Source organism: Mesobacillus boroniphilus (assembly GCF_018424685.1).
GTDB lineage: Bacteria > Bacillota > Bacilli > Bacillales > Cytobacillaceae > Mesobacillus > Mesobacillus boroniphilus_A.
Genome location: NZ_QTKX01000001.1, coordinates 403,507 through 421,918, shown reverse-complemented (window position 1 = coordinate 421,918; position 18,412 = coordinate 403,507). Strand labels below are relative to the sequence as shown.

Annotated in this window: 15 protein-coding genes; 4 read left to right on the top strand and 11 right to left on the bottom strand. The window is 41.2% G+C overall.

Translation table 11 applies throughout. The annotated features are described in order from the left end of the window. Positions 1–210 precede the first annotated feature (210 nt). Both DYI25_RS02055 and DYI25_RS02050 read left to right on the top strand, forming a co-directional pair. Entirely contained in the window at positions 211–1,254 is a 1,044-nt protein-coding gene (locus tag DYI25_RS02055) for an acyltransferase family protein (protein WP_213366476.1), read from the top strand. Positions 1,255–1,689: 435 nt separating this feature from the next. Further along, on the top strand, positions 1,690–3,450 hold the full coding sequence (locus DYI25_RS02050; RefSeq protein WP_213366473.1) for a B12-binding domain-containing radical SAM protein: 1,761 nt from the start codon (positions 1,690–1,692) through the stop codon (positions 3,448–3,450). 33 nt (positions 3,451–3,483) lie between these two features. On the opposite strand, the gene DYI25_RS02045 is transcribed toward DYI25_RS02050, so the two are convergent. Both DYI25_RS02045 and DYI25_RS02040 read right to left on the bottom strand, forming a co-directional pair. Continuing rightward, positions 3,484–3,627, bottom strand: a complete 144-nt coding sequence (locus DYI25_RS02045; protein WP_213366470.1) for a hypothetical protein — start codon at positions 3,625–3,627, stop codon at positions 3,484–3,486. After that, positions 3,627–3,788, bottom strand: coding sequence for a hypothetical protein (locus DYI25_RS02040; RefSeq protein ID WP_023615140.1), 162 nt, complete (start codon positions 3,786–3,788; stop codon positions 3,627–3,629). Before DYI25_RS02040 ends, DYI25_RS02045 begins: the two co-directional genes overlap by 1 nt. A gap of 136 nt (positions 3,789–3,924) precedes the next feature. Here DYI25_RS02040 and DYI25_RS02035 point away from each other — a divergent pair, with 136 nt between their 5' ends. Continuing rightward, on the top strand, positions 3,925–4,272 hold the full coding sequence (locus DYI25_RS02035; RefSeq protein WP_213366467.1) for a DUF3905 domain-containing protein: 348 nt from the start codon (positions 3,925–3,927) through the stop codon (positions 4,270–4,272). 117 nt (positions 4,273–4,389) lie between these two features. On the opposite strand, the gene DYI25_RS02030 is transcribed toward DYI25_RS02035, so the two are convergent. Continuing rightward, positions 4,390–5,745, bottom strand: a complete 1,356-nt coding sequence (locus DYI25_RS02030; protein WP_213366464.1) for a TrkH family potassium uptake protein — start codon at positions 5,743–5,745, stop codon at positions 4,390–4,392. Between the two features lie 212 nt (positions 5,746–5,957). Here DYI25_RS02030 and DYI25_RS02025 point away from each other — a divergent pair, with 212 nt between their 5' ends. Next, positions 5,958–6,158 carry an alpha/beta-type small acid-soluble spore protein gene (locus tag DYI25_RS02025; RefSeq protein ID WP_023615143.1) on the top strand — a complete coding sequence of 67 codons (201 nt, stop codon included), beginning with the start codon at positions 5,958–5,960 and terminating at the stop codon, positions 6,156–6,158. Between the two features lie 107 nt (positions 6,159–6,265). On the opposite strand, the gene DYI25_RS02020 is transcribed toward DYI25_RS02025, so the two are convergent. From DYI25_RS02020 to DYI25_RS01985, 8 genes are all read right to left on the bottom strand, one after another. Continuing rightward, complete coding sequence (locus tag DYI25_RS02020) at positions 6,266–7,318, bottom strand: anti-sigma factor domain-containing protein (RefSeq protein WP_213366461.1); 1,053 nt, start codon at positions 7,316–7,318, stop codon at positions 6,266–6,268. After that, positions 7,315–8,061 (bottom strand): RNA polymerase sigma factor SigI, encoded by a 747-nt coding sequence (gene sigI, locus DYI25_RS02015; RefSeq protein WP_213366458.1) that lies wholly within the window; start codon positions 8,059–8,061, stop codon positions 7,315–7,317. The genes DYI25_RS02020 and sigI overlap by 4 nt, the downstream gene beginning before the upstream one ends. A 119-nt stretch (positions 8,062–8,180) precedes the next feature. Continuing rightward, positions 8,181–9,290, bottom strand: a complete 1,110-nt coding sequence (locus tag DYI25_RS02010) for a DUF5667 domain-containing protein (RefSeq protein ID WP_213366455.1) — start codon at positions 9,288–9,290, stop codon at positions 8,181–8,183. A 355-nt stretch (positions 9,291–9,645) separates the two neighbouring features. After that, the gene (locus DYI25_RS02005) at positions 9,646–10,080 is read right to left on the bottom strand and encodes a hypothetical protein (RefSeq protein WP_249745340.1); all 435 of its coding nucleotides are present in this window, start codon (positions 10,078–10,080) and stop codon (positions 9,646–9,648) included. Positions 10,081–10,416: 336 nt separating this feature from the next. Next, on the bottom strand, positions 10,417–11,964 hold the full coding sequence (locus DYI25_RS02000; RefSeq protein WP_342032464.1) for an aldehyde dehydrogenase family protein: 1,548 nt from the start codon (positions 11,962–11,964) through the stop codon (positions 10,417–10,419). A 30-nt stretch (positions 11,965–11,994) separates the two neighbouring features. Next, the gene (locus DYI25_RS01995) at positions 11,995–13,092 is read right to left on the bottom strand and encodes an SDR family oxidoreductase (RefSeq protein WP_213366446.1); all 1,098 of its coding nucleotides are present in this window, start codon (positions 13,090–13,092) and stop codon (positions 11,995–11,997) included. A 189-nt stretch (positions 13,093–13,281) separates the two neighbouring features. Beyond that, positions 13,282–16,551 carry an efflux RND transporter permease subunit gene (locus DYI25_RS01990; protein WP_213366443.1) on the bottom strand — a complete coding sequence of 1,090 codons (3,270 nt, stop codon included), beginning with the start codon at positions 16,549–16,551 and terminating at the stop codon, positions 13,282–13,284. 304 nt (positions 16,552–16,855) lie between these two features. Then, positions 16,856–18,253, bottom strand: a complete 1,398-nt coding sequence (locus DYI25_RS01985) for a Na+/H+ antiporter NhaC family protein (RefSeq protein ID WP_213366440.1) — start codon at positions 18,251–18,253, stop codon at positions 16,856–16,858. Positions 18,254–18,412 lie beyond the last annotated feature (159 nt).

Here is an 18,412-nt window from a genome sequence, read left to right as displayed (position 1 = left end):
TTGGAACACGCCCAAAAATATTCTAGTTAAGCCGTATTTTATAATGAAATACTTTTATATAACAGAGATAAATTTGTATTAGTACAGAAGCGTTTTTTTCTTAATCAGGAACTAGTTCCTTAATTTTGAGCAATTAGCCTAGTTTGTATTTATCCTAGTTGGGGTATAAAAGGGTTAGTATTTTGGGGGTCTCTAATTAAGGGAGGAAATATGAAACAACGAGATTACTACTTTGACAATGCCAAGTTCATCTTGATTTTTTTCGTCGTATTTGGCCATCTTTTGCGCTCGTTCATTGAAGACAATGAAATGATTTATAATGTTTATAAAGTCATTTATACATTCCATATGCCTGCCTTCATCCTGGTTTCTGGATTTTTTGCGAGAGGCTTCAATAAAAAAGGCTATGTAATGAAAATTGCCAAAAAGTTAATTCTGCCATACTTTATTTTTCAGTTGATCTATTCTATTTTCTATTATTTCCTTTACAGCAAGTCCACTTTTACTATGGATCCACTGAACCCGCATTGGTCTCTATGGTTTTTGATCAGTTTATTCTGCTGGAACGTTATGCTGATTGCTTTTACAAAACTTAACGCACCGGCTGGACTGCTGATTGCTTTTGGATTGGGATTAGGTGTCGGGTATGTAGACTGGATATCCAACTATCTGAGCCTTTCAAGGACATTTGTCTTCTTTCCGTTGTTCCTGCTCGGGTACCATTTGACGAAGGACCATATAAAAACATTGACAAGTCCAGCCTTCAAGGTTGGAGCACTGTTAAGCTTCGCAATAGTATTTTTAGGATTCTATTTTAATCCAGATATAGACTATAAATGGCTTCTTGGTTCTAAACCTTACTCATTGATGGAAGCAGCTTCATTATCAAGCATGTTCACTCGTTTGGGCTTTTACTTATTAAGCTTGCTGATGGTGTTCAGCTTCTTGACAATTGTTCCTAAGAAGCAATATTTCTTTACAGACCTTGGAAAAAATACACTTTACGTATATCTGCTGCACGGCTTTTTTGTACGAACCTTCCGCGAAAGCGAAGTTCAGAACTTCTTCCATAGTCCTGAACGAATCCTTTTGCTTGCAGTCATCGCACTGCTGCTCACTTTCCTGTTGTCCAGCAAGTACGCAGCAGCAATAGCACAACCGTTAATCGAGTTTAAAACCTCACGGATCAACCGCCTTAAAACCCGCTTCACAGCCATCCTGAGGTTTTATAGAAGAAAGCTGTTGAGTAGTTAGACAAATAGCATTGTAGACTAAAAAGAGACTGTTAAAAGGTATACAAATTACCAAACAGTCTCTTTTTCTATGCCCTATATTAAGTGACTCACTTTATGTTGGCTCAAGCGGAAGGCACGAAGACTCCTCCGATAATGCTAACGCATTTCCATCGTGCGTGGGCAATTTCGAGGAGGCTCCCCGGCACGCCCTAGGAAGAATTTTGTAAAAGCCGGCAATTGGGCTTTTACAAAATTCTTCCCAGGAAAGCGAAGTAAGTGGAGAGGAAATCAACAATGCCATTTAACAAGAAAAAACAAGGCTGTTTGAAAAGCTACTTTTTAAACAGCCTCTTTTCCTTTTTCTTCAACTGCATTCAAGCTGTCTTTTTTGTCCAAACTGAGATATAATTAAAAGTTGATTTGCTGCTGGATTTATACAAAGGAGATTTTTTCAATGAACATAGTTTTAACAACGCTAAACGCGAAATATATACACACCAATCTTGCGATCAGATATCTTAAGGCATATGCTAATCCAGAGTTTGATGTCAAGCTCGTTGAGTATACAATCAAAGACCCCGCAATCAATATTGTATCTGATTTGGTTCAAAAGCAACCTGATGTCATTGGATTCAGCTGCTACATTTGGAATATTGAAGAAACAATTAAAGTCATCAAGATGATTAAAAAAATCAACCCTGAAATTAAAATTATTGTAGGGGGCCCAGAGGTTACTTATGACGTTCAGGATTGGATGCAGGAAGTGCCAGAGTTTGATTTTATCGTCATCGGTGAAGGTGAACAGACATTCAAGCAGCTTCTTTCTGCACTAGCTTCAGGAACTGACTTTTCAGAAGTCCCCGGGATAGCCTATCGAAAAGACGAGAGCATCCGAATGAATCCCCAACGGAATAAGTTGGAGTTGAAAGAGCTTCCATCTCCATATCGTTTTGAAGAAGACCTACCCCATCTCTCCAAGAGGGTAACTTATCTTGAGACAAGCCGCGGCTGCCCCTTTAGCTGCCAGTTTTGCCTCTCCTCCATTGAAGTAGGTGTCCGTTACTTTGACAGGGAGAAAATCAAGGACGATATACGTTATTTAATGGCGAATGGGGCAAAGACCATTAAATTCGTCGACAGGACGTTTAATATCAGCCGGAGCTATGCAATGGAAATGTTCCGGTTCTTGATTGATGAGCACCTGCCTGGCACGGTGTTCCAATTCGAAATCACAGCCGATATCATGCGTCCTGAGGTTATTGAATTCCTGAACCAGGAAGCGCCTGCCGGATTGTTCCGCTTTGAAATTGGGGTTCAGTCGACCAATGATTATACAAATGAGTTGGTCATGAGAAAACAGAATTTCGATAAGCTAAAGCGGACTGTCACAATGGTTAAGGAAGGGGGCAAGATTGACCAGCACCTTGACTTAATTGCCGGTTTACCAGAAGAAGATTATCAATCGTTCAAAAAAACATTTAATGATGTATTTGCAATGCGGCCTGAAGAATTGCAGCTTGGCTTCCTGAAGATGCTCAGAGGGACGGGATTGAGACTGAGAGCTGACCAGCAAAATTATGTATATATGGATCATTCTCCATATGAAATCCTTGGGAATAATGTCCTCGATTTCAACGACATCATCAAGATCAAGCAGGTTGAAGATGTACTCGAAAAATATTGGAATGACCACAGGATGGATCGAACCGTTGAATATCTAGTCACAAAGGTATTCCCATCACCATTTGATTTCTTCCAGGATTTCGGCTCTTATTGGGAGATGAGGGGCTGGTCTCGAATTGGCCATCAGCTCGAAGACTTATTCAAGAGGCTATTCCATTTCCTGCAGGAAATAGGTGTGGAAAATCTAGAAGGAATTGAGAGCTTGATGAAGTATGATTACCTTGCAAGCATGAAATACAAGCCGCGAAAGCCCTGGTGGGAACTTAGTTTGGACAAACAGGAACGTTCTGAATTGTACCGTGGCATCATTCATAATCCTGAGGTCCTTGGCCATCAGTACTCCGAATTGAACATTAGTGAAAAAGAATTATATAAGCATACGCTGCTTGAAGATATAACTATTGATTTGGAAAAGTTTATTGAAGATGGAGAAATTGAGCACTCCCCTTCTTATATGCTTGTTTATTTTGATTCTAAATTGGATCGCCCTCAATTTTTCACTTTTAAAGCGCAAGATGTAAAGCCGGCTTAATACAGCCGGCTTTTTTTTTGACTCTACTTAATGTTATTTACACTCTTTATCAGCTTTGCTTTTCGCTTTTTTCCCACTAAAAGGGATTTCATGAAACTTAACAGCATTTATATCGCCAAATTCCATGCCAAATTCAACGTTCATTGGCTTTTGGTGCCGACCTTCATGCTTTTTCATCACGATCTTCCTTTCCTGCCCTGCTTTGAATTTCTGTTTGCAAATTTGCCTGGATCTTCCCCATGGGCAAATTCTGCAGAAAATTCGCTTTCCTGAAGATTTTTCTTAGGTGTGTTTGTATATTTAGCCAAAGCATTTCTTTCTGCCTTCCGTTTAGCCATTCTAACCACCTCCATACTACTATTTTTTTCAATCGGCGATTTGCTATGTACTGATTTGATTACCTAATTTTACAAAATGAACTGTCTTATAAAAAACGGCATCAAACAAAAAATAAATTAAAAAGGAGGAGCTGCAATGACAAAAAAAGAACGGGAGCTAAAACCAATAGATATTGAGGAAACCCTGCCTCACCAAATTAACGCTCCCAGCTTCAAGGATACAGGTATCGAAATGAAAGCTCCATTCAAAAATGAGCATGGCGTCATCATTGGAGACAGTCTTTATGAATCAGAAAACTCACCGCTGGAAAAATGGACCGATGATACGGATCCAGCAGTAATGGCCGGTGATGAATGGGTGCACCCGACGAACGATATAGGATGGAATACTGCTGAAAACAGGGAACTTCTTGAGGAAAAGAGAAAACCGCAAGCCTATCCATTCATGCACCCTACAAAAGATGCAAGCAAAGGCCAGGACTAAGACAACATAATCACCATGGTGGGCGACTACAATCTATAGAGATGGGACATTCTTCGAAGCATTTTTAAAGAAGAACAAAAAAATCCGGGATTTCCCGGATTTTTTTGATATCAACCATCAGCCTATTATTACACGCTCTTTTGGATAATGGATGCTTTCTTTCTCTGTTTTTCCGCCAATAATCAACAGGAAGGATATAACTCCAACTCTTCCGATGAACATCAGGATGATTAAGACCATTTTACCGACAGTCGAAAGATCTGGGGTGATTCCCATGGATAAGCCTGTTGTACCAAATGCAGAAGCAACTTCAAAAATAATGGCCAATAGTGATTGATTCTCTGTCACCATTAGGATAATGACGGCGAGGAAACATATTAGCACAGCCATAATTGAAATAACCAGAGATTTTATAACATCATCCTGGTGCAGTTCTCTGTTGAAAATTTTTACCGCTCTTCTTCCGCGTGCAAAATGGTAGAGGAATAAGAGATTCAGCGCAAAGGTTGTTGTACGGATTCCTCCGCCGACAGAGCTTGGAGAAGCTCCAATAAACATCAAAGCTGCCATCAGGAACAGTGTCGGATCTGTAAAATCATTTACATCCATTGTCGACAAACCACCACTTCTGGTTGTCGTGGATTGGAAAAACGCATAAAAGAAAGAATCCAGCAACGATTTATCAGAGAAAAAATGATTATATTCCAAAGCCCAAATAGAAACAGTTCCAAAAATCAGGAGAACGAGAAACATTAGAGTCGTGATTTTTAGGAATAGTGAAAAATGAAATGGAGCACTCTTTTTTCTCCTAAAAATGAAACTTTTCAACTCAACCAATACAGGGAATCCAATTGCACCAAGTGTAATCAGGAGTATATTGATTGTAACCACAAAATAATCCTGTGCATATGGAATCAATGAGGCTCCGGTAATATCAAACCCTCCATTGGTTGTAGCACTAACAGATGCAAACAAACCATGGAGAAAAGCTTCCTGCCATGTCGGGAAGTATTGTAAAAAATATAATCCTAATAGCAGCGCACCAATTATTTCAATAATGACAATGATCACAAGAATTTCTTTTAGCATTTTGACGAGGCCTGACATCGAGGTCTGGTTCTGGTCCATCATGATTAATCTGCGTTCCTTAAGTCCAATCTTCTTCCGTATGATCAACCAGAAGAAGGTTCCAAGTGCCATGACACCAATCCCGCCGAACTGCAGGACAAACATAAGGATAAAGATTCCCGGCACAGTGAATGTATCCCGTACCGTTATTACTGAAAGACCGGTAACACTTACGGCACTTGCGGCAGTGAATAACGCATCCATGAAAGACCATTTTGCCCCGGGCTGTATGGCAATAGGTAAACTTAATAAGCTCATCGAGACTACTACCGCAATCAAATAATACGCAACGATAATTTGCGCAGGAGATAATTTGTCTAACCTTCTTCTAATATTAATCCACATAATTGCTTCCTTTCAGCCCTGAATCATATACATACCTATGATAAAGAATATCATCTGATTAATAAAGTACTTTCTTGCAGTTTCTCCCGATACTATACGGTAAACATTATCCAAATGGATAAAAGATTACCACTCATGAACTTGCCTGCATTGTTCAAACTATCTATACAGAGAAAATTTCTCTCTGTATACCATCAAAGGAGTTGATAATAATGGCTCGAAATTCAAATAAATTGCTGGTTCCTGGAGTGGAACAGTTCATGGACCAGGTTAAATATGAAATTGCTCAGGAATTCGGAGTTAACCTCGGTTCAGATACGGTTTCCAGAGCAAATGGTTCAGTAGGCGGAGAGATCACAAAACGCCTTGTCCAACAGGCTCAGGCACAGCTATCTGGGCAAAATCAGCAATAATGTACAAGAATATTGGTTATCGTATTTAGGATATCCATTATCAAACAAACAATTGAATATGAACATGGAAAAAAGTCCGGATGTAGGTTCCGGACTTTTAAAATTAGCTATTTCATACTTCTGCGATTGTCTTTGTTTTTCTCAGCTTGTCCCCTGCTGTCACTTTTTGGGCCTTGCTGAGTGTTAGACTTTTTTCCATTTTTATATTGGTGTCGGTCTTGACTGTTTTTATTGCCTTTATAAGCATGTTTGTTGTTACCCTGGCTATTACTGTTATAACCAGAATTTTTATTCCCATTGCCTTTTTTAGGTGCCTGTGTATCCGACTTGTTCGGATTTCCTTCTGGAATTGCAGGATTATTTTTCTTTTCCTGACCTGGTGGTTCCTTCTTTTCAGGCTGTGGAACAACTGCTGGAGCAGGATCTTTCTTTGCAGGTTCTGGGTTGGCTTTTTTGTTCTTTTCAACCGGCTTTTCTGCAGGCTTCGGCATATCCTTTTGCTTTTCTTTGTATACACCAGTAGTAACACCCTGCTTTTGTGCCTTCTCCCTGTCTTCCATTGTTGCTTCCATCACTTTAACATTCAGGTCTTCCATTTGTGTTGATTTTTTAATTTCAGATATCTTTTTTTCTAGTTTTTGATCTACTGATTCTTTTGCCTGTTTATTGTGGACAGTTGCGATGACAATGTCATTTTTTTCTTTTAAGAAACCTTCTTCCTCGATTTCCTCAATGATCATCTCTGCGACCACGGCTGCATCTCTTTTTTTCCAGCCCTTTATTTCACCAATGATTTCTTCCCCTTCAGGGTTATAGCCTATCATTTGAAGGACCTTTAAATCATCGTTTACTGCCAGTTCAATGCTAGGGTTCACATCAATAGACATATACGCGTAAACCTGTCCGTCGTGGTAGGCCGGAAGAAGCGCAGACATGATCAGCATAAATGCTGCAGCAAGTGCAATAGTCCTTGCCTTGAAGCTATTTAAAAACGATAAATTGAATTTCTTTCTTTTAACAGTTTCTGTTTCGGGAAAAAAATGAATTTCTTCTCCTAACTGATAATCTTGTTGATGCTTTCGGGCTCGCAAAAACTCGCCTTCGGGGGTCAACAATGTTAGGTAAAGATCATTGATTTCAAGGATAACCCCTTTTCTCATGTCTCTAACACCCCTTTAATATAATCCTTTAAATAGACATAATCCCCAATTAATATAAGTGCGATAGCAATAATATATTTTCTGTTTCTCTCTATGGTTTTTCTGCTGACTTTGACCATGTCTTCTAATTGCTTGATTGGCAAGCGTTTTTTATCGAGAAGGAAATTCTTCAATTCCTCGTCTTCAACCATTGATTTTGCAACAAGCATTGCGTTTTTACGAGCATCTGCATGCTTAGGCGACTGCTCGAGCAAATCCTGGAAAGATAGGTCAAATTCTTTCAATACCGCTTGGAATTGCATGATTTCTTCTCTTCTAAGTTCCTGTTCTGTTTTTTTTCTGAACTCATCTAGAGATAGCTCATCTTCAATAGTCGACCGCTGTTGTTCTTCCTCAGTCGGGTCATTTGAGATGTGGAAGCTCAGGTTTTGATTCCGGCTTTGCTGGCGGATATAATCAATCACCCTTCGCTTGATCATGACTTCTGCAAAGCTTAATAAAGAATTTCCTTTTTCAGATGAATATTTCTGAATTGCCTCGTTAAATGCGATGAGGCCAATGCTAAATTCATCGTCAGACTCATGTATGTATCTCTTGCAGACAGACGAAACAGTCTTCGCGATAAATGGCTTGTAAGAATCAATCAATTCTTCTCTTAAAGCAGCATCCCCCTGGTGGATTTTTTCTACGGTTTCTTCCAGTGGCCTGCGCTTTTTCTTTGCCATGAACAATAAACTTAGCAATAGCCTCACCTCTTTTCTTCCCACATTATATCATAGACTGTCAAATTCTCTTTCTGTGGTTAGGCAGTGAAAAGATAGCCAATTACGGCTACCTTTTCGAGTCTATTGTTCATTTTGCATTAGTTTTTATCGTTACCTTTTCCGTTGCCATTTCCATTGCCTTTATTTCCATGCTTGTTTGATTTCTGTTCTTTCTTATCCTGCTTAGCCTGTTGTTTTTCTTCTTTCTTTTGCTGTTTAGCTTCCTTGCGTTCTTGCTTAGCTTTTTCTTTTTCTGCCTTTACTGAAACTACTGCTGGAACAACCGTTGTATCATCATCTGCAGGCATTGTTTCTTCAGGCACTTCAGCTGTTTCATCTGCAGGCAAGAGGTCTGATTCAACTACTGGTTCTAATTCAACTGGCTCAGTTGTTTCAGTATTTTCCTCTTCCTCAACAGGCTCCTCAGCATATTTTTCTTCTAATTTAGCTAATTTCTTTGCCATCTTAGCGTATGTTTTATCAATGTTCTTTTGAAGCTGTGCTCTCGCATTGTCATTGCCAACGTGTTCCATAGCAGCTTTCAATGCAACGATATTCTGCCTGAGCATTCCTTCAATCTCTTCGAAAGGATCTTCACCTTCAACTTCTTCTTCCACTGACTCTTCTTCCCCGTCTAGATCACTTGGCTCTTCAGCGACTAAATCATCGGCAGGCTCTTCACCAGTTTCAGTTGACTCTTCTGAATCTGTTCCTTCTGTGTCTTCATCAGTGGTTGCTCCATCTTCAGTGTTTGTTTCTTCTTCCTTTGATACTTCCTCATCTACAATTTCCTGTGAAGATTCCATGTATTCAACAGCAGCTTCGATTACTTTAAGGGCTTCTTCTTCGTTACCCTCAGCGAACAAAGCACTTGCCTCTTGAAGGCGTTCTGCTGCATATGTAGCAAGTAATTCTGCTTCTTTAGCATCATCAATTGTAAAAGCAAGCCTTATTTTCTCCAGTGCGATTTTAGCAAAGTAGAAGAAGTCACCAGGAATCAAAGATGGATTCGTTTCTTCAAGCTCATCGACCTGTGTCTTTACTTCTTCAATCTCTTCAGTGCTGACATTTTGCAACTCTACAGTTTCGATCTCAGAATTGTTCTCTTCCGCCATTGCAACTGGCGAAAATGTAAATGTTCCAGCAAGCACTAGAGCCAATGTACTCTTAGCGATTTTTTTCATCTCTTGGTTAGAAAGTTTCTTCATTCTCAGTTCACCTCGTATGTTTTTAGGAGCGGCCGCTTTAATCACTAAATGGTTACGTATGTGCTTACTATGTTATGGGGGTTTTTTGGGAAAAAATAAAAAAGCTTCAGTCAAAATATGACCGAAGTATGAAGAAGATTGTTGTTATATAAGGTTTTGTAAGGGATTTTAGTTATTAAAAACATTAAAAATCAAGCAATTACCATTTGAACAAATAAAACCTTTCTCATTTAACCTTTTATTACCAATAAATTGTAATGTAGTTATTAATTATTCCTGTTGAAATTCACACATATGAGTACTCCCAGCAGAAAGGGCTCATTGTTAAGCCTATGTATAGGTTAACCCCTGAATTCTAGTGGTAATAAAACTTAAGCAATAACTTCCTGATCAGGAATCCGGTAAGCATTCCGGGAATGACAAAAAGCATTGGAAGGAAAACTGGTCCTGGAAATACACCAAATATTTTAACCTTTGGGGATATCATCAAACCAACAGTTACGAAATAGGCAGAAAAAACAAAAGGCAAGAAGGTGATTTTTTCTCCTTCAGGCATGACGCTCCTATATGCATCCCACATGGCGAACATATATAAACATGGATAAAACATCAGCCACTGATAGTCCAGGACATACATAGCCTTTTCTGTCTCACCAAGGAAGCTATACATTATTCCTTTGTTAAAATTACTATTAACGTTAACAAGGAACTCCAGTATGACAAAAAATATCCCCTTTACAAGGTTTCCCGTCAGTAACTGGGCAAACCCTGGCAGTGCGATGCTCCACATTACCGCTTCTAGTTTGGTTAATTTCTTTTTTATCGCCACGTCATGTTTCATCCTTTAGTCATATTGTTGGTGCTATTTTTAATGCTGAATTTTCAACAGTATTAAAAGGACACCTTAATAGTTCGATGGTTTAAAAATCCCTGTACATCTTGCTACTTGTTTTAGATTGTCCAAATTGTGCTTTGAATTATCATTTTTCCAGTTAATTGTTAAATTTATTTCGTGAAAATATGATCCTGTTATCAACTAAAATCATAACCACGGAAAAGATAGCACTTCTCCTTCTGTTAAACTAGCTCCAAAAGAAAACCGCCCCGAGTAACGAGACGGCTGTAATTATTTGTTGCTCTTTAAAAGGGCGATATAGTTTTTCGCAAAAGTGATCCAATCTCTTTTGTCGGCAAAATAGCTTTTGAATAAATTCAAAAACAATGGATATTTGCCTTTATAAGGGTACCATTGAATTTCGGAATTCATGAAACCCATGTCTTCCATGATTGCTTTTTCATGACAAAAGATTCTTAATCCCGCCTCAGAATGATATCTGCCAATTCCGCTTTCCTTGGTCCCTCCAAATGGAAGACCATGGTTAGCAACTGTAATGAGCACATCATTGATGACGACAGCTCCTGACACTAGTCTGGAAGCGACACGACGAGCCTTAGCTTTATCACTGGTCCAGACACTTGCATTTAGTCCAAACACGGTTCCATTAGCATAGGCAATTGCTTCCTCTTCCGTATCGAATGGGACAACTGGGAGCAACGGGCCAAAGGATTCCTCTTGGATGATTTTCATATCTTGCTCTACTCCAGTAATGACTGTAAGCGGCAGGAACATATCTCCCTTCCAATCAGAAGGCTTCAGCCCAGTCTCCAATTTCGCTCCCCGTTCAAGTGCTTCATCGAGCTGAGCTTTCACCACGTCTTTCTGGGCTGGAAAAGTCATTGACCCGACATCTGAATCAATATCGTTCCCCAACTGAAGAGAATTGACTTCTTCTTTCAATTTTTCAAGTAACTTGCTATATATTGACCGTTCCACATATAACCGTTCAGCACTCATGCAAACCTGACCGCTGTTTGTAAAAGCACCCCAGGCAGCTGCTTTCACTGCTCTATCGAGGTTTGCATCTTCAAAAACAATCATCGGGTCCTTACCGCCAAGCTCGAGAGTTGTCGGAATCAAATCTTTCGCAGCCTGCTGCTGGATGATTTTCCCTGTACGTACCGAGCCTGTAAAAAAGATGTAATCTGGCTTACCTGAAGTAAAAGCAGCACCAACTTCTTTGCCGCCATGCGCGATCTGGACTGTTCCTTCCGGGAAGCCTGAGCGACGGAACAAGTCCTCAATGCACTTTCCAACAAGCGGGGTTACTTCTGATGGCTTCAAAATTACAGAATTGCCTCCTGCCAGAGCACTGATCATCGGGACCATCGCCAGCTGCAGAGGGTAATTCCAGGGAGATATTACAAGGACAACACCACGCGGCATATATTCAATAAAGGATTTTTTGCCGATTAGCAATAAAGGTGTTTTTACTTTTTTCCTGCTAAGAACCTTTTCTGCATGACTGATAATATGATCGATTGCATCAAGTGTCGGCATGATATCGGCCACAATGGACTCGGTTAACACCTTGCCTGTATCATCTGATATGACCTTGGCAATTTGGTCCATTTCATCGACCATCAGCTGCTTTAGCTTCTTTAAATATCCGCTACGTTCAGAGATGGTAAGGCCGCTCCAATTTTCAAAACCCTCCCTAGCCTTCTGGTAGAAGACTGGAACCTCATGGACAGGAGTTTCTTCAATCTCGGCAATAACCTCTCCTGTCGCTGGTGCCACAACAGACATCTTTCTTACTTCTTCAACTGAATGCACGTTCATTCACCTGCCAAAAAAATTGAGTTTTTATATTATGTCGATTTGGTATTGAGTTTTATGTTTGTTCTCTCGGTAGAAAGCCGCCATTGCTGCAATCCCTTCTTTGAAATCCGGGCAATTGATTCCTGAATCCTTTAGGTCGTCCTGTGCCTGGGATGAATCGAAACTGCCTCTCCATGTAAAATAATCAAGCGCTTCTTTTTCGACCCCAAGATACCGCCGGATCACCCGGAAATTGAGTCCTCCTTTTGCCAGCACCAATGGTACAGCACCTTTTGGCTGCTTCTTCAATAATTCGTACATCATCATTTCATAAAGCTCAGACACCTTGTATGGTTTAGGGTCTGTAAGATGATATGTTTTCCCTGCCCCTTTATCTGAAAATGACAAATAGGTTGTTGCCTCAATAATATAATCCACTGGCACAAGATTGACAACAGTATCTCCTTTGCCGAGCTTTGGCAAGAATGGCATGAAGCTAAGGCGGTCGATAAAATTCATGATGAAATACGGTCCATCAAACTTGATGGTTTCCCCTGTTGTTGAATGCCCCTTCACGATTCCTGGCCGGATGATAGTGACAGGAACCTCAGATTTCAATGCATCTACAAGGACTTCGGCTTCATATTTAGTCTCTTCATAGTAGTTTTTGAAACCGGGGGGCTTGATTAATTCATCCTCATACAATATACCTTCCCTTTTGCCGGCAACATATCCGGTGCTGAAGTACGTATAGCGCTTGAGATTCTTTAAGGTCTTCACCCATTCATTCACGTTCCTGGTTCCATCCACATTTACACGGTACGCAATTCCCTTTGGAACCGCGAGGTCATATATAGCTGCCAGGTGGAAGATATGTGTTACTGCTGACTCAAGCTGAGCTTGCTTTTCTTGGTCAATCGCCAGGCCAGAAAACGTAATATCCCCTTTTATAATCTCAAACTGACTTTCATCCAGGCTAAAATCCTGAATGATTGCCACTCTCTCAGTCTCTGCCTTTTCAACCATATTTGGCAGTACCAATACATGAAATTTTCCTTTGCCATCATTTTTGCGCAAAACTTCTCGAATCAATTGGTTGCTGATGAATCCAGGAAATCCTGTAAAAAAGTATCCGTACTCCATTAATGTCCTCCTCACCGTTAATTAGCTATATTTTAACGATAAGCGCTTCCAAGGGCAATTATTTTGCTGATAATTCTGAAAAATACAATAAATACTGTGTGAACTACCCAAAGAAAACCCCCTCTCTTTTCATGGAGCCCTCTTATTCGAAAAAAAGATGCTTGCTAATCTTAGCCAAGCATCTCGCAATTACCTTCGTCTTTTAAAATCTTGATTTGAATCTTCTTCGCTTTTTATTTGGCGAAGGAGCTCTTCTAACATGCCGGCCATTTCTTCTTTAGTGTATTTTCCCCTTTGAAAGGTAGTCGGCCCCTCTTCACCTAAGGTTCCATATTCTGATTCTGAATGCTCTTGTAGCAGATAAGCCGGTACAAGATGTCCATCTGGTGTTGCATACATTTTATTTCTCCTTCGATAATCCCTGTCAAAGAAACTATAAACCACCGGAATGACAAACAGGGTGAGGAATGTACTGCTAATCAGGCCGCCAATGACCGTAATTCCCATTGGCTGGTTGATTTCAGTTCCTTCTCCGACGCCAAGCGCAAGCGGGAGAAGCCCAAGAATGGTCGTCAGCGCCGTCATCAAGATAGGGCGTGCCCTGTCTTTTACCGAAAGGACAATGGCTTCGTGTGGAATCAAACCGCGCTCTTTCTTCTGGTTGATATAGTCGACAATCACAATTGCATTGTTAACAACGATACCCGCAAGCACAATGATGCCGATAACCACTGTCAAGCTGACTGGTGTTCCCGTTGCCGTCAGTGCCAGTGCGACACCGATTACCATCAACGGGACCGTGAACATGATGACAAATGGATACTTCAATGACTCGAACTGGGCCGCCATTACGAGATAAATCAAGATGATAGCCAGAACGAATGCCAATACAAGATCATCAATTGATGATTCGAGCAGTTCTCTGTCTCCACTGAATATAACTTCAGTTTCCTCTGGTAAATCAAGCTCTTCTATCTTCTCATCCACCTTCTTGGATATATCACCAAGGTTCGTTGAGGATTTGTATTTCATCGTGAATTCAACTGCACCCTGTTGATTGATTCGCTGAATTTTGACAGGACCGCTGCCGGTCTCAATATTGGCAACTTGGCCGAGAGTGACAAAGTTACCATCAGGCTTCTTGATTAACAGCTGTTTCAGCTCATCAATATTTTTCGTTACTTCACTATCATATTCTACATATACACCAAGAATTTCACCATCTTCACCAGGCATTTGTGTCGCCATATTCCCTCTTGTCACGTTATTGACAATCATGGCAATTTGCGCTGGCGCTAGTCCCTGGGTCAGTGCTTTATCCCTGTCAACCGTTATCTGGATTTCCTCGACTGTTTCATTCTGGCTTGTAGTCAGCTCATTAACATCCTCGAGCTCCCTCAGTGAATCATATATTTGATCAACTGACTCATTTAGCCGTTTTTCACTGGAGTCGCGAACGTTGAAAGTCAGTGTGTTCGGAGCAGACCCGGATGTGGACTGCATATTAAAACTTAGTTCAGCACTACTGTTTGCACTTTCCGCAGCTTGTTCCAGTTCTTTTTTTACATCATCGACAAACTGGAAGGTACTGATTTCCCGTTCTTCAAGCTCATCCATCTTTACATATAGTTCCCCGATATTGGCATTCGTCGTGCCCCTGAATGAAGCCTCTTGAGTAGTGCCAACCAAGCTTACATATACATCGACATTTTCTTCACCTTTCAATTTATCTTCGAGTGCAGCCATGACTTTTTGAGTTTCTGATAGAGCGGCTCCATTTTCGAGATTCACCCTGATGCTGAAGAATCCTTCATCCGTAGGAGGAATAAACTGGGTACCCACGGTTGTCACGCCATAACCGCCTCCAGCAAGCATCAGTAAAGTGATCAATATGACAATGAATCGATGGCGAAGTGCCCATCTGATCGATTTTTCCAACCCTCTCATTGAGCCAGAACGCTGTCTTCTCGCTTCGATATTTTTCTTAGGAGCTTTCAACAGTCTGCTGGCTAACATTGGAACAACGGTTAATGCAACCACTAATGAAGCAAACAAACTGAATGAAATCGTCAATGCAAACTCTGTAAACAGCTCGCCGATGATACCTGAGATGAAGACAACCGGCAAAAACACTGCTACAGTCGTCAAAGTTGAAGCAGTAATGGCAGCTCCTACTTCCTTAGCTCCATCCCTTGCAGCGGTTTTAGAGTCTTTGCCCATTGAAAGATGGCGATAAATATTTTCAATGACGACAATGGCGTTATCAACCAGCATCCCGATTCCAAGTGCCAGCCCGCCAAGTGTCATGATATTCAAAGTAAAATCAGCAAAGAACATCAATACGAAGGTGAAGATGACGGAATACGGAATAGCAATTCCGATGATGAGCGGACTCTTCACATTTCTAAGGAAAAAGAACAGAACGGCCATCGCAAGCAATCCCCCGATAATCAGGGAGCTTGAAATATTGCCGATTGCCATTTTTATGTAGTCACCTTGGTCAAAGAGTACCTCCGACTCTATCCCAGCGTATTTGTCCCTTTCAAGCAATACCTCCAACTCTTCGAGAAAAGCTTCAGAAACTTCTGCAGTGTTGGCATCGGATTGCTGAAGGACACTCAACAGGACGGAAGGAGTCTGGTTCGTCCTCGTAATTGTATGATCATCCTGTTTCTGCAGTTCAACTTTTCCAACATCCTTTAATGTGACCTTTTGCTTTGTCACGGGATTATTGAATACTGTCAGATTTTTCAACGTATCTAATGAATCCAAAGTACTGATGATTCTGGTGGTCAGTTCTTTGCCATCCGTCAAGATCGTATCACCTGGCATCGACACATCGTTAGCCCTGATCAAGTCCACAATATCAGACTGGCTCAGTTTATAGCTTCTAAGTTTATCCTGGTCGAGTTCAACCCTTACTTCCTGCACGGAAGTACCGGATAAATTGACACTTGCTACACCTTCAACCTTGGTGAGCTCGAGTTCTAGCTCTTCCGCCAGCTCCCTTAGCGCAGATTCATCCTGCCCAGAGCTTAATGATAGCTGGATGACCGGAAATTGAGACGGATCAAACTTCATGAATCTCGGCTTATTCGCGTCGTCCGGTATAGGCGTCATATCCAGCCTTTGGATGACTTCATCCTGGATATCATCAATATTGGTTGTCCAGGAAAATTGCATCAGGATAAGGTTGGCCCCCTCCTGTGAGGTAGACGTCATCGTCTTGATCCCTGGCAGAGTAGCCAAATTAGCTTCAAGTGGCTTGGTCACCTTTTCGACGACTTCCTCTGGACTCGCTCCCTGGTAATTGGTCACAACTACCCCAACAGGAGGATTTATATCTGGAATCAGTTTCAAAGGAATCCTCATCAATGAAACAACCCCAAGAATCAGGACCAAGAACATGGTCACTAATGTAAAAACAGGCCTTCTGATCGAAAAATTGCTGATTTTCATACGCTAACTCCTTTCGGCGATAAAACACAGTGACTGACCGGACGTTTATTACTGTACAATCATTAATATAGTGAAGCACCATGGATTATTCAACTATCCAGTATGCAATTTTAAGGAACAATTTTTAACATTTGTATCCCATGAGCATACCTTTCATTTTATCGGAAACAAATGATTATTGAAACTTTTAGGTATTAACATTACCACCCATTTTATTTATAGGGTAATGTGCCCCAACTTAGATGTATTTTTGAGGTTTCGGGCACATAATCAAAATCAGTAAAAATACAAAAAAAGCGGCAGCTTATGCCACCGCATTTTTCCCTGTCTTCGTTAAGGTTATTCCAGTAAATCCTGCTGCCAGTGTCAATACCGGTGACAGCAGACAAAAGAACGCAAATGGTACATAATCCATTGTGCTGACTCCAAGGACGCTGCTAAGGAAAACGCCGCACACACTCCAGGGAACAAGTGGATTAAGTACTGTCCCGGCATCCTCCAGGACACGAGAGAGATTTTTTGGATGCAGTCCAGCTTTTTCGAAGTGGCCTGCAAATGTGTTACCTGTTATAAGAATTGAAAGATATTGCTCACCGATCAAAAAGTTAATCCCAATCGCAGATAAAGCTGTCGATCCAACCAGAACAGGCACCTTTTCCAGACTGCTGGCAAGCCCTCGCAATAAAGCCGGAAGAACACCAAGCTTGAATAACAATCCGCCCATGCTTAAAGCAAGGAGTACGAGCGAGACTGAAAAAAACATGCTCTCAAGGCCTCCGCGGGTCAACAGGGAATCCAGCTGCTCATTGCCGCTCTCAGAAACATAGCCTGAATATAAAATTCCCGGTAGCTGGCCCCAGTCCTTTTGCGGGACAACCATCATGCTGATTGCCATCGCGGAGAGCGTTCCCGCTCCAAGTGTCAAAATAGAAGACACTTTTTTCACTGCAAGTATCGCAATGACAGCAAGCGGAATGAGCGAGTACCAGTGTACAAGATTCAACTCCACGAGAGTATTCTGCAAGTTTCCAAGTTTTGTGAAGTCAGCTGAACTCAGTTCTGGCGACAAGGCGGCAAACATGACGAGTGAAATGAAGAACGCAGGTATCGTTGTCCAGGACATATTTTTAATATGTTCAAATAGGTCTACTTTTACAGTAGAAGACGCCAGGACTGTTGTATCCGAGAGCGGTGACATTTTATCACCAAGGAATGCTCCCGAAACTACCGCCCCGGCCGTGATTGCCAATGAGAATCCTAGCGTTTCACTAACCGCGATGAATGCTACACCGATCACAGCGGAGGTAGTCAGTGAACTGCCAATGCTTAGCCCAACAACAGATGTGACGATAAAGACAATCGCATAAAACCATTTACCAGTCACTAAATCAAATGCGAAATAGATCAAAGTAGGAATGGTCCCGGCAGCAATCCAGCTGCTGACCAGCATCCCAATAAAGAAAAAAATCAGCACCGCTCCAAGGCCAGCCTTGGCACCGTCAACCATACTTTGTTCAAGCTCAGCCATCTTGATTTTTTTCAGCAATCCATAAATTATCAATGACCCGATTCCTATCACGACCGGAATGTGTGGCATTAGTTCTAGTTTTATCATGCCATAACCGATTCCCGTCAGAAGCAATAATATAACAGCAGCAGCCTCAGAAGTTTTCAGCGTGGTTGATTGGCTTTGGTTTAACATGATGATTCCCCCAATTAGTAGTAAAATACAAAAAGCTCCTCTGAGTCTAGGGACGAAGGAGCTCCGCGGTACCACCCTAATTGGCAAACAATAATATCTGCCCACTTCATTAACAGTGCCTATATGCGACAGGTGTAATTCAAATCAGCCATTGCCTGG